This window comes from Streptomyces sp. NPDC048411, assembly GCF_040704695.1.
GTDB lineage: Bacteria > Actinomycetota > Actinomycetes > Streptomycetales > Streptomycetaceae > Streptomyces.
Genome location: NZ_JBEZKL010000168.1, coordinates 1 through 14,195 on the forward strand (window position 1 = coordinate 1; position 14,195 = coordinate 14,195).

Consider the following 14,195-nt stretch of genomic DNA (forward strand, 5'->3'; position numbering starts at 1 on the left):
ACATCTACGACCCGGTCGCCAACATCACCGCCGCCGCCAACTACGCCGCCCACCGCTACGGCTCCATCGACCACGTCAACTCGGCCTACTGACCGAGTGCCCCACGGGCAGCCCGGGGGGCCAGGCTGCGCAGGTGTGTGCGCCAGACATCGCGGCGTGCCGGATCAGCACCCCGCAGACGGGGCCCGGCCCAGATGCACTGACCCGCACGGTTGTTGATGCGGGTGTTGGACAGCCGGCCCGCGAGCTCGGTGGGCCGGCGGTGGCGGGTTGCAGGTGTCCCGGCGCGTTCGTGCCCGGTGCCCGCGCAGCCTTCCTGACCGCCGCCGCGTTCACCGCCGTGGCCTTCGCCGTGACCGCACGCGCACTGCCGCCCCGTCGCAAGGCGCTCACCGAGACCGCCTGACACACCACCACACCAGCCGGCCCCGGCAATCGCGGAGGCCGGCTTCGCCGTTCCTCAGCCGCCCCGGCCGCAGCGGGTGGCGATGCCGGGCCGCACGGCGTCGAGGGGTTGACGGCCGGCGGCACCCGGGCAGCGGTCGGTGCGGTCATTGCGGCCGGCCGGGCGGGAGCTGATGTCATGGCAGACGTCCTGCTGTACGAAGGAAGGCACATGACTGTGCGATCCATCAAAGCCCGTGCGACCCGCCGGACGGTCCTGGCCGCCGGGGCCGCCCTGGCCGCAGGGGCCGCAGCCGCCCCGGCCGCTGTGTCCCCGCCGCCCCCCGCGCACGCCGCCTCAGCCGCGCCCGGCGCGGCGGCCCGGGTCACCGGGCAGTTGCGCGCCCTGGAGCGGGAGCACTGCGCCCGGCTCGGCGCGTACGCCCATGACACCGCCACGGGCCGCACGGTGGTGTACCGGGCGGGCGAGCGCTTCCCGATGTGCTCCCTGTTCAAGACCATCGGCGCGGCTGCGGTCCTTCGCGATCTGGACCGCGGCGGCGAGTTCCTGGCCCGCCGTATCCGCTACACCGCGCCGTACGTGCAGGCCTGCGGCCACTCGCCGGTCACCGGCAGGTCCGAGAACCTCTCCCGCGGGATGACGGTCGCCGACCTGTGCAGGTACTCCATCACGCACAGCGACAACACCGCGGCCAACCTCCTGCTGCGGGAACTGGGCGGCCCCACCGCCATCACCCGCCTGTGCCGCTCCATCGGTGACCCGGTCACCCGTCTCGACCGGTGGGAGCCCGAGCTGAACTCGGCGGAGCCATGGCGCGAGACGGACACCACGACACCTCGCGCGATCGGGCGGACCTATGCCCGCCTCGTCCTGGGCGACGCGCTCGTCCCCCGCGACCGCCGGCTGCTCACCGGCTGGCTGCTCGCCAACACCACCAGCGGTGACCGCTTCCGCGCCGGGCTTCCCGCCGGCTGGACCCTTGCCGACAAGACCGGCAGCGGCAGCTACGGCGGCAACAACGACGCCGGCATCGCCTGGCCCCCCGGCCGCCCGCCGGTGGTCCTGGCCGTCATGACCACCAAGCCCGGCCGGGACGCCGCTGCCGACGACCTTCTGGTCGCCAGGACGGCCGGTGTTCTGGCTGCGGCCCTGATGAGCCGCAGGCTCACCCGGGATTCCACACCGAACTGGAAGGACTCGTAGCCTCCCGTTCACGCAGGGCGGACTCGGGCACCCCTATCCGGTGGCCGGTCGCCGGGCCACGCTGAACCGCGCATCCTCATCTCTCATGGACTGCGGCCAGCGTTCATCGATGGCACCCGCCGCTTCGCGGCAGGTGCCGCAGGCGTTCTCCCGCTCCGGCAGCCACAGGTGGTCTGAGCTACACCGTTCCTCACCAGTGTGCATGAGTGAGTCTTGTACCCACCGCTGTGTACTGGGCACATCCCGAACGGTGTTGGATGCACTGGGTTCCCGCTTTCGCGTCCCGCTCGGCGACGGCCCTCCAGGGGCGTGGTCCGTTGTGGGTGGGCGGGTTCCCTCACGTCCTCGGGTGCCTGGTCCGGCCTGGGCGGTCGGATGCCCCCGCACGATCACTCGGGCCGGCTGAACACCACAGCTCTGTCTGACGACGAGCCGAACGCTGCTGATCGTCTTCACGGAAATTTGTGCCTGCCCCGAGAACGGACAGCACTTGTGCACCGGTTCGGGAGGCAGTGAGCGTCCGTCAGTGAGTCGAAGAGTTCACGAGTTTCGGCAGCGCCGGCACTCGGCGGCTTCTGATCGGTCTTCGGGCAGAACCGGATGCGCGCTCGTATTCGCTGCGTTCAGCCGGTCAGGCGGTGCGGCGGGAGCGGGCCAGAGCCCGCCGGCCGAGGAACACGCCGATCAGCCCGATCACCACGGCCACGAAGCCACCGACTATTCCGTTGCCGGTGCCGGGACCACCGTCGGCGGTGACCACCACCAGCCCGCCGTTGACCACGGCGATCAGCCCCGCCGCCGTGGCCACCATGGCCGCGGCTCGCCCGTTGCCGGTGCGGATACGGCCGGCGGAGCGGGCCAGAGCCAGCCCGCCGAGGAGCACCCCGATCAGCGCCAGCATCGCGGCCGTGCTGGCCCAGATCCGCTCGGGGGTCACGGTGTACGAACTGGCGGCGGCCTGCTGGACCAAGGCGTGCGCGGACGCCGGTGCGGCAAGCGCAGATCCGACTGACATGAGGTGCTCCTTGTCCTGTCACTACTGAACGTCGCCTGATCCTGTCCGCCGCACCCGCCACCTGTCGTCCCGCAGACGCGGACACTTTGCGCTGCCGCCGATGGCGCACCCGGCTACCGCGGATGCCGCAGGCGCCGCGCAGGTACTGCGGGCGTGGTAGCCGGCCGCTCGTGCGTGAGCGGGACTCGCCTGCAGCGGCGGCCGGTTAGGGTGCGGGCATGAGCACAGGACGGTTCGGTGTCCCGGCCGATGTCACAGACGGGGCGATCGCCGTCGGCGTGGCGGCGGCGCTGCTGGCCGCCGGGGTGTCCGGGGAGGGCTCCGCCACGAACCTCGGCCTGCTCGGCTACGCGTTGCTGGCGGCCGGTGGCCTGGGGCTGGCCGCGCGCCGCCGGGCTCCGGTTCTTGTGCTGGCCGTCACCGCGCTGTGTGCGGTGGGTTACCAGGCGGCCGGTTTCGACGTGCCTGCCGTCGCGTACCTGTTCGCGGTGTACGCCGCTATGCGGGAGGGCCACCGCGTCATCACGGTGGTGGCGAGCGTGTGCATGCTGGCCGCTCTCCCGCTGGCGGCCCTGGCGTCGGGCCTGCACAACGTGGGCGAGGCGTTCGCGCAGGCCCGCGGCGCCCTGGAGATAGCCTGGCTGATCGCGGCCGGCGCCGCGGGGGAGGCGCTGCGGCAGGCCGAGCGGCGGGCGGACGAAGCCGAGCGGACCCGGGAGGAGACCGCGCGGCGTCGCGCTGATGAGGAGCGGCTGCACATCGCGCGGGAGTTGCACGATTCGCTCACCCACCAGATCTCGGTCATCAAGGTGCAGGCCGAAGTCGCTGTCCACCTGGCCCGCAGGCGCGGCGAGCAGGTGCCAAAGGCCCTGCTTGCGATCCAGGAGGCCGGGCGTGAGGCGACCCGGGAGCTGCGTGCGACCCTGGAGGCGCTGCGCGACGACGGCACAACCCCGCCGCACGGGCTCGGCCACGTCCCGGAACTGGTGGAACGGGCCCGTACCATCGGCCTGGACGCGACGCTGACGATCGAAGGGCAGCGGTACGACGTGCCGGCCGCGGTGGGCCGGACCGCCTACCGGATCGTTCAGGAGTCGCTGACCAATGTCGCCCGGCATGCCGGTGCCGCTACCGCGTCGGTGCGGATCGCTTACCGGCCCGATGTGCTGGTCGTATGGGTCGATGACGACGGCAAGGCCACGCTGGACACCGCCCTGGTGCCTGGTGTCGGGCTGCTCGGGATGCGCGAACGCGTCACCGCCCTCGGCGGTCGGCTGCGCGCCGAACCGCGTGGCGAAAGCGGCTTCACCGTCCGGGCCGAACTCCCCGTGGCCCGAACGTCATGATCCGTGTCCTGCTGGTCGACGACCAGCCGCTCCTTCGCAGCGGATTCCGTGCGCTTCTCGACGTCGAGGACGACATCGAGGTGGTGGCCGAGGCCGCCGACGGGATGGAGGGTCTGGCGCTGGCCAGGGAGCACCTGCCCGACGTCGCGCTCCTCGACATCCAGATGCCGGTCATGAACGGCATCGAGGCGACCGGGCGTATCGCCGCGGACCCGGCCCTGGCCGGGGTGCACGTCGTCATCCTGACCAACTACGGCTTTGACGAATACGTCTTCGACGCGCTGCGTGCCGGCGCTGCCGGATTTCTCGTCAAGGACATCGTGCCGGAAGACTTCCTGCACGCCGTCCGCGTCGCCGCGCGCGGTGACGCCCTGCTCGCGCCGTCGATCACCCGCAAGCTGATCAACCGGTACGTCACCCAGCCGCTCCCCGCCAGTTGCGGCACCGGGCTGGACGAGCTGACCAGCCGTGAACGCGAGGCCGTCGCCCTGGTCGCGAGGGGCCTGTCCAACGACCAGATCGCCGATCACATGGTGATCAGCCCGCTGACCGCGAAAACCCATATCAACCGGGCCATGAACAAGCTCCACGCCCGCGACCGCGCCCAACTCGTCGTCCTCGCCTACGAATCCGGTCTGGTGGCCCCGCGCAGGTCCTGACATCCACGGTCCGTCTGCGGGCCTGCCCCCGCCCGCGGTGGTGCTCCCGGGGGCGGCGCGGGCGGTGGCGGCCTGGCTGGCGGGCCTGGTCGGTGCTGTCCGGGCCGGCCGGCAGCGCTGCCTTGCCCACCCCGGCCCACCGCCATGGCCGTGTGCGGCGGCCGCCGGCAACAAGGCGGGCTGCGCAACGGCGGCCCGCCCGGTCGACGTGCGAAGGGCTCCCGGGCGGGCTTCCGCTTCCATGCTGCCCCCGATCCCTCCCGCTGCGGTGCGGCCGCGCGGCAGACGGGGCCGAATGGGGTCGCCACTGCCGTGCGGCCGGGTGGTACCGAACGAATGGGTCTGCGCACGGGCCTTCCGGTGTCTCCCGTTCAGCGGTGCCGGCGGTGGGCTGCCGGCGCTGCCCGATGGCCGCCCGCTCCCCCACGTACCGGCGGTGGGCTTGGGGGCCGTGGGGAATCCGCTTGGCAAGATCCTGGCCGGGCGAGGGTGATGAGCGGGGCCGGCGGGCCGGTGGCAGCAGCGGGCGGCGCAGGCTCCGCTGTGCTGGTGGCGCTTGTGCACCGGCCCGTCGGCGGCGAAGCCGACGCCTGTGCGCGGCTCGCCCGATGCCTATGGTGAGTTGTGACCAACCAGGAAACGGGTCGTCAGCAGGGCACCGTCCGGCCCGGATATCTGGCTGCGGCGGGTGTGTTCGCGGTCGGGATGATGGGCACGACCCTGCCGACGCCGCTGTACGGGCTCTACCGTGAGCAGATCGGTTTTTCCGAACTGATCGTCACCGTGGTGTTCGCCGTCTATGCCATCGGTGTGATCACCGCGCTGCTGTGGGCCGGCGGCTTCTCCGATGTTCTCGGCCGTCGCCCGGTCCTGCTGTGCGCGCTGGGGCTGGCCGCGCTGAGCGCGGTGTGCTTCCTGCTCGAGGGCGGGCTGCCGCTGCTGTTCACCGGTCGTGTCCTGTCGGGGTTCTGCGCCGGACTGCTCAGCGGTACGGGCACGGCCGCCGTACTGGAACTGGCACCCGCCGGGCGCGGTGAGCGCGCGGGATTCGCGGCGACCGCGGCCAACATGGGCGGCCTGGGACTCGGCCCCCTGGTCGCGGGGGCCCTGGCCCAGTACGCGCCATGGCCGCTGCAGTTGCCGTTCCTGACCCATCTGGCGCTCCTGGCGGCCGCGGTGGCTGTCACCTCGCTGCTGCCCGAGACCGTGCACCGCGGCAGGGCCAGGCCCCCGCTGCGGCCGCAGGGCATGGTCGTCCCGGCCGAGGTACGCGGTGTGTTCGCGCCCTGCGCGCTCGCCGCCTTCGCCGGGTTCTCGCTGCTGGGCCTGTTCACCGCGGTCGCGCCGGCCTTCCTCACCCAGACACTGGGCGTGCACAACCTGGCCGTGTCCGGTGCCGTCGTCTTCTGCGTCTTCTGTGCCTCGGCCTGCGGGCAGTTGCTGATGGGCCGCGTCGGCACGCGCAATGCCCTGCCCGTCGGCTGCCTGGTGCTGGTGGCCGGCCTGTTCGCGGTGGGGGCGTCCCTGCTGCTGGCGTCGTTGCCGGTCCTCCTGGTGGGTGCCGTGACGGGCGGCATCGGTCAGGGCCTGGCCTTCCGGGCGGGCCTGACCGTGGTGAGCACGCTGGCTCCAAGCACCCACAGGGGCGCCACCATCTCGGCGTTCTTCGTCGTCGCGTACGGGGGAATCTCGGTGCCCGTCATCGGGATCGGGGCGCTGGCGGTGACACTGGGGCTGCGCAATGCGGGCCTGGTGTTCGCAGGTTGCGTGACGCTGCTGGCCGCCACGGCGGGCGGCTACCTGTGGCGGCACCCGCCCGCGCGGGCCTGAGCCCGTCCGCGGGCGCCGGCCCCACGGCAGAAGACACCAGCGGGGCGAGTGCGGTGCACCCGCCCGCGCCCGTGCCGTGGTTCGCGGCAAAGGTGATCCCGGAACCAGGACAAGCGGGCAGGGGCGCCGGCCATGAGCCCTGAGGAGGACACCGGCAGCGCCAGCTGCCCAGCCGCACGGCGCCCCGGCCGGGCAGGTCTCCTGCGACGCCGGGGCATGGCCGCAGGCACCGGTCGTCGGTCCGGACCGCACCTTTGAGGCCACCGCGCGCGGCCGGGCGGTGGCCTCAAAAGGCAGGGGCTGAGCCGGCCGACCGCCTGGCCCGCCGGCAGCGCGCACACCGCCGTACGCCTGGCGGCCCGGCTCCGCCCGGACCCCGATGTGCCCGCACCCGCACCGGCGGACAAGGGTCGGGACACTCCCGCAAGGTCCCCCGGCCGTGCCGGGCCCGCACCAGCGGGCCCGGCACGGCCGGGCGCGGGTGCGACCGCGGTGTGCGCGGCGCTCAGACAGCGAGCGTGCGGGCCCGACGCCGCGGGCGGACAGCAGTTCGACGACAGGACCCGCGCCCCTGTCGTCCGGGTCGTGCCGGGCCCGCGGGGCCCGGCACGCACCTGTGCGCCCTGGCGTCGGCCGCCGGCTCCCCCATGGTCCTCGCAACACGGGGACCCCCTTCGCGTGGGCTTCCTCCTGCGCCTTGCGGCTGCACGCACCACGGCCGCACGACCGGGCACCTGGGACCGGGCTCGCAGGACTGCGGCCGGCCGAGTCCGCCTAGCGCGACACGCGGGGCACTCGGTAAACACTTAGTATGGCGTAGCAGGTGTTATGGGGCACCGGGCGTGGGCCGCGCACGTGGTGCGGCCGCCAGGGACCGGGCACCGCCGCGATGTGCCCCCCGTATGCCGGAAACCCCGGCCCGATTCCGACGGGCCGGGGTTTCCATGGGATGCAGGCGGCTCTGTTACCACCTGTCGCGGTAGTTGTCGACGACCCGGAAGCTGCCCACGACACCGTTGCGGACGAACACGCCGCCGCGGACGAAGTCGGGCGTGACACCGGTGGTGGTGCTCCAGGGGCCGACCGTCGCGATCGGGGAACCGTTGTCGCAGGTCGCCCCGCTGAAGACCTCGACGGTCTTGCGGCTGTCGTTACGGACGTTGAAGCTCCGCGAGCCCAGGCCGCTGACCACGGTGATGCAGCCGTCCGTGTGAGCGGAGTACGTCCGCTCGTTGAAGTGGATCCGCCCCTGTTCCCCGTAGCCGTAGCCGTAGCCGTAGCCGTAGCCGTCGTCGTAGTCACGGTCACGGTCACGGTCGCGGTCGCGGCCCTCGCCCCCCTCGCCCCTCCCGCCGCTGCCACCACCGGCAGGAGCCATCGCGGGAGCGGCCTGCTGGACGAACGGGGCGGCCTGGGCGGGCCCGGCCGCCGAGGCGTAGGTGATGCCGGTGGTGGCGAGGACCGCTGCGCCTGCTGCGGCGGCGGCCACGGCGACGGTACGCGTGGTCATGTCACTTCTTCCTGTCTCAGAGACGCCGTCGGCCGGGCAGCCGAACTGAGACGAACGTACTGACGACCCCATAAGCTGTCATATCGGAAATGACGCAGGTGCGGCCCCCCAGGGCCGACCGGGTGTACGCACGGCACTTCTCACACACCAATGCTTATCTGATGATCCGTCAAGAGTTCTCGCAGCGAGCACGCCTGGCGCATCATTAGGCTTTCCGGGCGACTCACTGACGCCCGGTCACCCTGTCGGCAGCATGCCCCCGGATCACGGGCCGCCGGTAACCGTCGATCACCCCCGCCGCCCCGACTGACTTCCGTCGACGCGCCCGCCCTGAATGACCGTCATCGAAGATGCAGAAGACCCCTCCCTGAATGACCGTCATCGAAACCGTTTCCAGCCCGCCCAGGCTGAATGACCCCCCTCATCGCTGTCCGGCCCGGCCCAAATGGCCCGTCATCGGTGTTCCGCTTTGCGCCGTCCTGGCTGCTGCGACGGCGGGCCGTATCCGCGTGGAGCACTATGGCGGCGCCTGTCTACCCGGTCGCGGCGGGTGGGAGGGCATCCGCTTTGACCGTGTCGCCGTACCGGCCGAGCCGGCGCTGCAGGCTGAGCGTCAGATGCTCGCTCATGGCCTGCGACGCGCGCTCGGGGCTGCCGCGGAGCACGGCCCGCAGAATGCGGCCGTGCTCCAGAACCGTCGCCGGGCTCCCACCCGTGACGGCGCTGAGCCTGAACAGATGCAGATGCGAGTGCAGCCGCTCCACGGCGGCGGCGAGCAAGGGCCGTCCCGAGGCCTGGGCAAGCACGTCGACGGGAGATCACACGATTTGACTTGCCGCTACATATCGCGAAAGCTAGATGTGTTCCATGGAGAGTCGGACGGAGAGGCAGAGCGATGGACCCCCTGGCCGTGCACAAGGCACTCGCCAACCCCGCACGCCTGCAGTTCATGCAATGGCTCAAGGATCCGGCGAAGTACTTCGACGAGGACTCCTACCGGCAGCAGGGGCTCGGCTTCCACATCGGCGTGTGCGTCGGCGACATCCACAAGCGTGCCGGGCTGGCCCAGTCGGTGGTGTCCGGCTATCTGCAGACCCTGAAGGACGCGGGGCTGCTCACCTCGGAACGCATCGGCAAATGGACCTACTACCGACGCAACGAACCAGTGATCGCCGAGTTCGCCACGCACGTCCGCGACGAACTGTAGCCCGCCCGCACCCTGCCCGCAGCCCGACCGCACCCTGCCCGCAGCCCGACCGACTCCCGCGCCATGCCCCGATACATCTATTTTTCTAGATTTGATGAAAGGTTGCGATGAGGAAGACCTCCCTCACCGTCCTGGTGCTCGCCCTGGGCGTGTTCGGGATCATCACCACCGAGATGGGCATGGTCGGCGTGCTCCCCCAGGTCTCGGCCGAGCTCGGTGTCACGCCGTCCGCCGCGGGGTGGCTCGTCGGGGCCTTTGCCCTGGTCATCGCCGTGTCCGGGCCGTTCACAACACTGCTCGCCTCCGGCATCGACCGTAAGAAGGTGCTCGCCGCCGCAATCGCGGTGTTCGCCGTCTCCAACGCCGTCTACGCGCTCACCACGCAGTACGAGGTGATGCTGGCCTTCCGCGTCGTTCCCGCCCTCTTCCACCCGGTGTTCTTCGCGGTCGCGCTCGCGACCGCCGCACGGCTGGTGCCCGCCGAGGACGCGACCCGCGCCACGACGACCGTGTTCGGCGGTGTCACCGTCGGCTTCGCCTTCGGTGTGCCGCTGACCTCGTACCTCGCCGAGCATGTGTCCCTGGCGTCGGCGTTCTGGTTCGGCGCGCTCGTCAACCTGATCGCCTTCCTCGGCATCCTGCGGTTCGTACCGCCGATGCCCGTCGGGCAACGGGTTTCCTACGGTGCCCAGTTGAGCGTTCTCAAGCGGATCCGGATGTGGCTGACCATTGCGTCCGTCGTCTTCGTCTTCGCCGCGATGTTCTCGGTCTACGGCTACTTCGCCGAGTACCTGGGCCAGGTCACGCACATGGACGGCACCTGGGTCAGCGCCATGCTGATGGCGTTCGGGATGGTGATGATCCTCGGGAACTTCGCCTTCGGCGCTCTGTTGCGGCGCAGCCTCCTGCGTACCGTGGTCGCCTACCCGGTCCTGTGCCTGCTCGTCTACGTGCTCCTGTACGCCGTCGGCCCCATGTTCACGCCGATGGTTGCGGCCGTACTGGTCTGGGGGGCCGTGCACTCGGGCGGGCTCATCGTGAGCCAGAGCTGGCTGGGCAGGGACGCCGCCGACGCGCCCGAGTTCGGCAACAGCCTCTTCATCTCGTTCTCGAACCTCGGCATCACCATAGGAACCGCGGTCGGGGGCTGGGTCATGACCGAGTACGGTGCCCGTCAACTCACCTGGACAGGAAGCGGGTTCGCCATCGCCGCGCTGATCGTCATGACGCTGCGACTGGGCCTGGAACGGCGAGGTGCCCGGCCGGGCCCGGAACAGCGAGGTGCCCGGCCGGGCCCGGAACAGCGAGGTGCCCGGCCGGGCCCGGAACGGCGAAATACTCGGCGCGAACGAGCATGTGATCGGCGCTGACGGCAGGACCTCCATCCAGGCCTGCTGTCGTTGCTGTTCACCCTGCCCAGCACGCCGACCGGGACAACGGTCCGGGCGATCGCCGGCCGGCATCAGGCCGGGAGGAGGCCCGGGACATTCTCGTAGAGACGGCGGCCGAGCACCGTTCGAGCCGGGTGGCACTGCAGGGCCGCCGAGTGGGTTCGTCCCGCGCCTGCAGTCCGGGAAACCGAGAGCACCGGTCTGCCGCCCGAAGCGCTCCTTGGACTTCGAACCGCTCTCCGACATCCCCGGCCCGACCCCCGCCACAGTCCCCGAGGGCGGTATGGTCGCCCGCCTGCACTACCAGCAGACAAAGACCGACAGGGCACCGAACACCATCCTCGTCGGCCGCGACGTCGTCGAGACCGTCCGGGAACAGCAGGCCCGGGTGCGCGAACAGTGGAACCTCGGCCCCACCGGCGCGGTCCGCTACCCGTTCCCGAAGACCACCGGCAATCGGCACGGCACCAAGTCCTTAGCCACGTCCATCCAGATGTGCTGCCAAAGCGGGCCTGCCGGCCCGGGCGATCGACGGGCTCCCTCGCCCCTGCCCTTGAGTTCTTCACCCTCACATGGCCTCGCCCTGCCCACCGACCAGGCAGAACAACTCGCCGCAGGCCGACGAAGGCGCCGCCTCGACACAGTTCCCGAGCCGCCGCAGCACGCCATCGCCGCCATCACCGCCTTCGCAGCCCGCCGGACGCGGGCCCGGGGCCGGGCCCGGCGGTCCGGCACCCGGCCTCACAGCCATCACCCCCTGGAACCGGAAACGGCCCCCACCATCCCGCACACCATCACCGAGCACGGACGGCCTCCCCCCGCACTGCGGAGGGAGGCCACCGGTACCACGGCACGCCAACGGTGCGTCACCGGGGCGGGAGGTCGTCCTTCCGGCCGCCGGCACGACGCCCGGGCCTGCCCTCGGCCCCGCGTCCGCCCTCCTTCATGGACTGCTCCTGCATGCGCCGGGCCTCGTCGTGCAGCCTGCGGCGTTCCTTGGGATCGCTCGTCTGCTCGGCACGCTCGTTCAGCTCACGGACCTTGTCCTGCATCTGCTGCGCACGACTGGCGGACTCGCCTGCAACGCTCATCATCACTCCTGGGGAGGTGAGGGTGGGACACATCGCAGCCAACCAGCGCTGCCCCGCTTACGCACCCGGGAGGGTCACCGTGCGCAATCACCGCAGGCAGCCAGCCATGAAGAGAACACGTCACATCGACAACACGCCCCTCGCACCCCGCCCCGCCACAACCCCGCCCCCACGCCACACGGCCCAGACGAACACACCGACGCCCCCGCCTGCCTCCCAGCGAAACAGCCCCGCACCCAGGCACGAACGCGGGTCGTCATGGACCGACCACAGAAGGCACCGAGGCCAGCCGGTGTCCTCATCGGGTAGTCATGGACCGACCACAGAAGGCACCGAGGCCAGCCGGTGTCCTCACCCCGATTCCAAGACGCACCCCCAAGGCCCGAAACCCGCCCCGGACAGGGCTCCGGCCGGTCTCAGGCCCCCGCATCCTGGGCGCCGGCCGCCGAAACGCCAAGGACCAGGGGCACACCGGCAGCGTCGCGCACCAGCCGCACCGCAGAACCCCGCCCATCACCACCCGCAGGGCCAAGACCCGCACGGTCACCGCCCCCACGGCCCGTACCCGGACCGAGCCCGGCACGGCTCGTCAACGAACCAGCAGACCCCACCCCACGGACCCGGCCCCCACCACCCACCGAAGACACCACCCCGGACCCGCCCCGCGACCGCACCCGGAACAAACACGACACCACAAACGACGAAACCCTGGAAAACCGCCGCACCCGCCGCGGCTCACACCCACTCGTCAACACACAGACAAGCGCGGCAAGAACAGCCTCCTCATCAACACCCGCCGACCGCCCACCCGGCCGGCGCACCCGCACCGACGGCAGCAACGAACCCGTGATCTGACGCAACCCGCCCAGACCAGCACGCCCCCACCGCCCACCACCCCCGACCGCCCCCACACCACACACACCCCCCAGACGCCCCTCCCCGACCGCAAACACCAACGCATCCTTGCGCTCCTGAACACCCTCGAACCGGCGGATGATGTCCACCACATCAGAAAGATCATCCAAAGAACCGGCAGCCAACCGCCCCCGCACCTCCACAAGCTCGCGATACACCGCACCATACGTGCCGCACAACCGGATCCACTCATCACCACGATCACTCAAACCAGTCGCATAAGGCACCACAATCACCAACGCAGCACAACCCGACAACACCGACACGAACACCTGCGCAGTCAACAGCGACGAACCACCAATAACCGGCCAGGCCAAAAGCCCCGTCACCAAACACAACACCGCCGCGACCAAGGAATACACACGCACCCTGCGCACCAGACGAGCCGCTTCCCCCGGCATCCTCGCCACCCAATAACCAGCACTCACCACACAATCCTCAAGCCGCCGCAACACCACCACATCAGCCAAATCCTTCGACTGCCCGAAAAACCTGGGAAACAATCTCATGACACCCTCACCATCGCAGGGAAGTCCATGAACACTGACACCCCCACCCCACACCAAACCAACACCGGCACGCATATAGTCGTTTCAACAACCCACACAGACCAACCCCCACCCACCAACCCCCACCACCCCCACCACCAAACCCCAACCCCCACCCCAACCACACAGCCACCCAGCCACCCAGCCACCCAGCCACCCAAACACCCAGCCACCCAGAGCAAACCGCACACACAGGCACCCGAAGCAGGCACCCGGTCCCATGCCGGGTTTCGCGAGGGCACGCAAGGGGCAGTCGGCAAAACAAGCAGGCACGCCACCGCACGTCACGTCGACAGAACGCGACACCGCGTCCACGCGGGCCTGCTCCCTCCTCCCCTTGCAGCTTCACCGCAATGGCCCGCCAGGCCAGTTGGAGCTCCGACTTCCTCTACCGGAGCCCTGAACTACGTACCCAGATCGAGCGACACCTCGCCAAGACAGGGCCGACTCCGGCGGGGCCTGCCGATCCTCCGGACGACTCATCGACCTCGGCCGCCGTGCGGACGATGAGCGCCCGCCTCACGCGGCAGCAGGAGGCTCACCGTGAGGAGGTGACGAGGCTCCGCAAGGCCCTGGAAGCCACGCAGGGCGAGAACCTCGACCTGCGCAGGCGTCTGACCCGCTACGAAGCCGACCGAAGCAGCCCCGAGCCGCCACGCCATCGGGTGATGCGGCTCAGCCAGGCGAGTGACAGCGGCCACCGCAGGCTGCTACCGGGCGGGCCGGCGTTCCAGGATCGGTGCCGCCGTCTCCGACGGAATGTGCATCAACCACATCTCTGCCGTGACCGGCAATGTTTGCCCCGTGAGGAGCGTCGTCCAGTGCGTGCGATCGCAAGGCGGCCGTAAGTCCTTGGATGGGTCTCCCCTGCTCGAACGAAGCTGAGAGCTTGGGGAAGGAGCTACCAGGGCTTTTGGCCAACGCAGCGAGCGGGCGTGCTGGGCGGCGCAACGGGGCAAAGCTTGCCGGGAGGGGCACTTGAAGTTCCCCCTGGGGCCTGGACAGCGGGTTTTTAGGCTGCGGGGGTGAGGTCCTGCCTGAGCAAGATCCTCGTTTCGAGCGGGGTGACGTACC

Annotated in this window: 12 protein-coding genes and 1 pseudogene; 7 read left to right on the forward strand and 6 right to left on the reverse strand. The window is 70.7% G+C overall.

Going from position 1 to position 14,195, the window contains the following annotated elements; genetic code table 11:
* Positions 1-92 (forward strand): annotated as a pseudogene (locus AB0915_RS34715) (lytic transglycosylase); the annotation flags it as partial.
* Positions 93-460: 368 nt separating this feature from the next.
* Here the strand turns inward: AB0915_RS34715 and AB0915_RS34720 are convergent.
* Positions 461-616, reverse strand: a complete 156-nt coding sequence (locus tag AB0915_RS34720; protein ID WP_366694866.1) for a hypothetical protein — start codon at positions 614-616, stop codon at positions 461-463.
* Between AB0915_RS34720 and bla the strand changes: the two genes are divergently transcribed.
* Positions 617-1,609 carry a class A beta-lactamase gene (gene bla, locus AB0915_RS34725; RefSeq protein ID WP_366694867.1) on the forward strand — a complete coding sequence of 331 codons (993 nt, stop codon included), beginning with the start codon at positions 617-619 and terminating at the stop codon, positions 1,607-1,609.
* 631 nt (positions 1,610-2,240) lie between these two features.
* Here bla and AB0915_RS34730 read toward each other — a convergent pair.
* Positions 2,241-2,624 carry a DUF6223 family protein gene (locus tag AB0915_RS34730; RefSeq protein ID WP_366694868.1) on the reverse strand — a complete coding sequence of 128 codons (384 nt, stop codon included), beginning with the start codon at positions 2,622-2,624 and terminating at the stop codon, positions 2,241-2,243.
* Between the two features lie 218 nt (positions 2,625-2,842).
* On the opposite strand from AB0915_RS34730, the gene AB0915_RS34735 reads away from it, so the two are divergent.
* From AB0915_RS34735 to AB0915_RS34745, 3 genes are all read left to right on the forward strand, one after another.
* Positions 2,843-3,970: a histidine kinase gene (locus tag AB0915_RS34735; RefSeq protein ID WP_366694869.1), complete on the forward strand. Its 1,128-nt coding sequence runs from the start codon at positions 2,843-2,845 to the stop codon at positions 3,968-3,970.
* Positions 3,967-4,629 carry a response regulator transcription factor gene (locus AB0915_RS34740; RefSeq protein ID WP_366694870.1) on the forward strand — a complete coding sequence of 221 codons (663 nt, stop codon included), beginning with the start codon at positions 3,967-3,969 and terminating at the stop codon, positions 4,627-4,629. Before AB0915_RS34735 ends, AB0915_RS34740 begins: the two co-directional genes overlap by 4 nt.
* Before the next feature lie 624 nt (positions 4,630-5,253).
* A complete protein-coding gene (locus AB0915_RS34745) occupies positions 5,254-6,459 on the forward strand; it encodes an MFS transporter (RefSeq protein ID WP_366694871.1) in 1,206 nt (401 codons plus the stop codon).
* Between the two features lie 964 nt (positions 6,460-7,423).
* On the opposite strand, the gene AB0915_RS34750 is transcribed toward AB0915_RS34745, so the two are convergent.
* Complete coding sequence (locus AB0915_RS34750) at positions 7,424-7,969, reverse strand: hypothetical protein (RefSeq protein ID WP_366694872.1); 546 nt, start codon at positions 7,967-7,969, stop codon at positions 7,424-7,426.
* A gap of 533 nt (positions 7,970-8,502) precedes the next feature.
* Positions 8,503-8,775, reverse strand: coding sequence for an FCD domain-containing protein (locus AB0915_RS34755; RefSeq protein WP_366694873.1), 273 nt, complete (start codon positions 8,773-8,775; stop codon positions 8,503-8,505).
* Positions 8,776-8,864: 89 nt separating this feature from the next.
* On the opposite strand from AB0915_RS34755, the gene AB0915_RS34760 reads away from it, so the two are divergent.
* Positions 8,865-9,176: a helix-turn-helix transcriptional regulator gene (locus AB0915_RS34760; protein WP_366694874.1), complete on the forward strand. Its 312-nt coding sequence runs from the start codon at positions 8,865-8,867 to the stop codon at positions 9,174-9,176.
* Positions 9,177-9,283: 107 nt separating this feature from the next.
* On the forward strand, positions 9,284-10,546 hold the full coding sequence (locus AB0915_RS34765; protein ID WP_366694875.1) for an MFS transporter: 1,263 nt from the start codon (positions 9,284-9,286) through the stop codon (positions 10,544-10,546).
* Positions 10,547-11,433: 887 nt separating this feature from the next.
* On the opposite strand, the gene AB0915_RS34770 is transcribed toward AB0915_RS34765, so the two are convergent.
* Complete coding sequence (locus tag AB0915_RS34770) at positions 11,434-11,658, reverse strand: DUF6381 family protein (RefSeq protein WP_366694876.1); 225 nt, start codon at positions 11,656-11,658, stop codon at positions 11,434-11,436.
* Positions 11,659-12,074: 416 nt separating this feature from the next.
* Positions 12,075-13,082, reverse strand: a complete 1,008-nt coding sequence (locus tag AB0915_RS34775) for a hypothetical protein (RefSeq protein ID WP_366694877.1) — start codon at positions 13,080-13,082, stop codon at positions 12,075-12,077.
* Positions 13,083-14,195: the final 1,113 nt, after the last annotated feature.

Bases quoted from the DNA above. Each gene is read 5' to 3' on its own strand.
- bla (WP_366694867.1), top strand. From the start codon at position 617: ATGACTGTGCGATCCATCAAAGCCCGTGCGACCCGCCGGACGGTCCTG.
- AB0915_RS34730 (WP_366694868.1), bottom strand. From the start codon at position 2,624: ATGTCAGTCGGATCTGCGCTTGCCGCACCGGCGTCCGCGCACGCCTTG.
- AB0915_RS34735 (WP_366694869.1), top strand. From the start codon at position 2,843: ATGAGCACAGGACGGTTCGGTGTCCCGGCCGATGTCACAGACGGGGCG.
- AB0915_RS34740 (WP_366694870.1), top strand. From the start codon at position 3,967: ATGATCCGTGTCCTGCTGGTCGACGACCAGCCGCTCCTTCGCAGCGGA.
- AB0915_RS34750 (WP_366694872.1), bottom strand. From the start codon at position 7,969: ATGACCACGCGTACCGTCGCCGTGGCCGCCGCCGCAGCAGGCGCAGCG.
- AB0915_RS34760 (WP_366694874.1), top strand. From the start codon at position 8,865: ATGGACCCCCTGGCCGTGCACAAGGCACTCGCCAACCCCGCACGCCTG.
- AB0915_RS34765 (WP_366694875.1), top strand. From the start codon at position 9,284: ATGAGGAAGACCTCCCTCACCGTCCTGGTGCTCGCCCTGGGCGTGTTC.
- AB0915_RS34770 (WP_366694876.1), bottom strand. From the start codon at position 11,658: ATGAGCGTTGCAGGCGAGTCCGCCAGTCGTGCGCAGCAGATGCAGGAC.
- AB0915_RS34775 (WP_366694877.1), bottom strand. From the start codon at position 13,082: ATGAGATTGTTTCCCAGGTTTTTCGGGCAGTCGAAGGATTTGGCTGAT.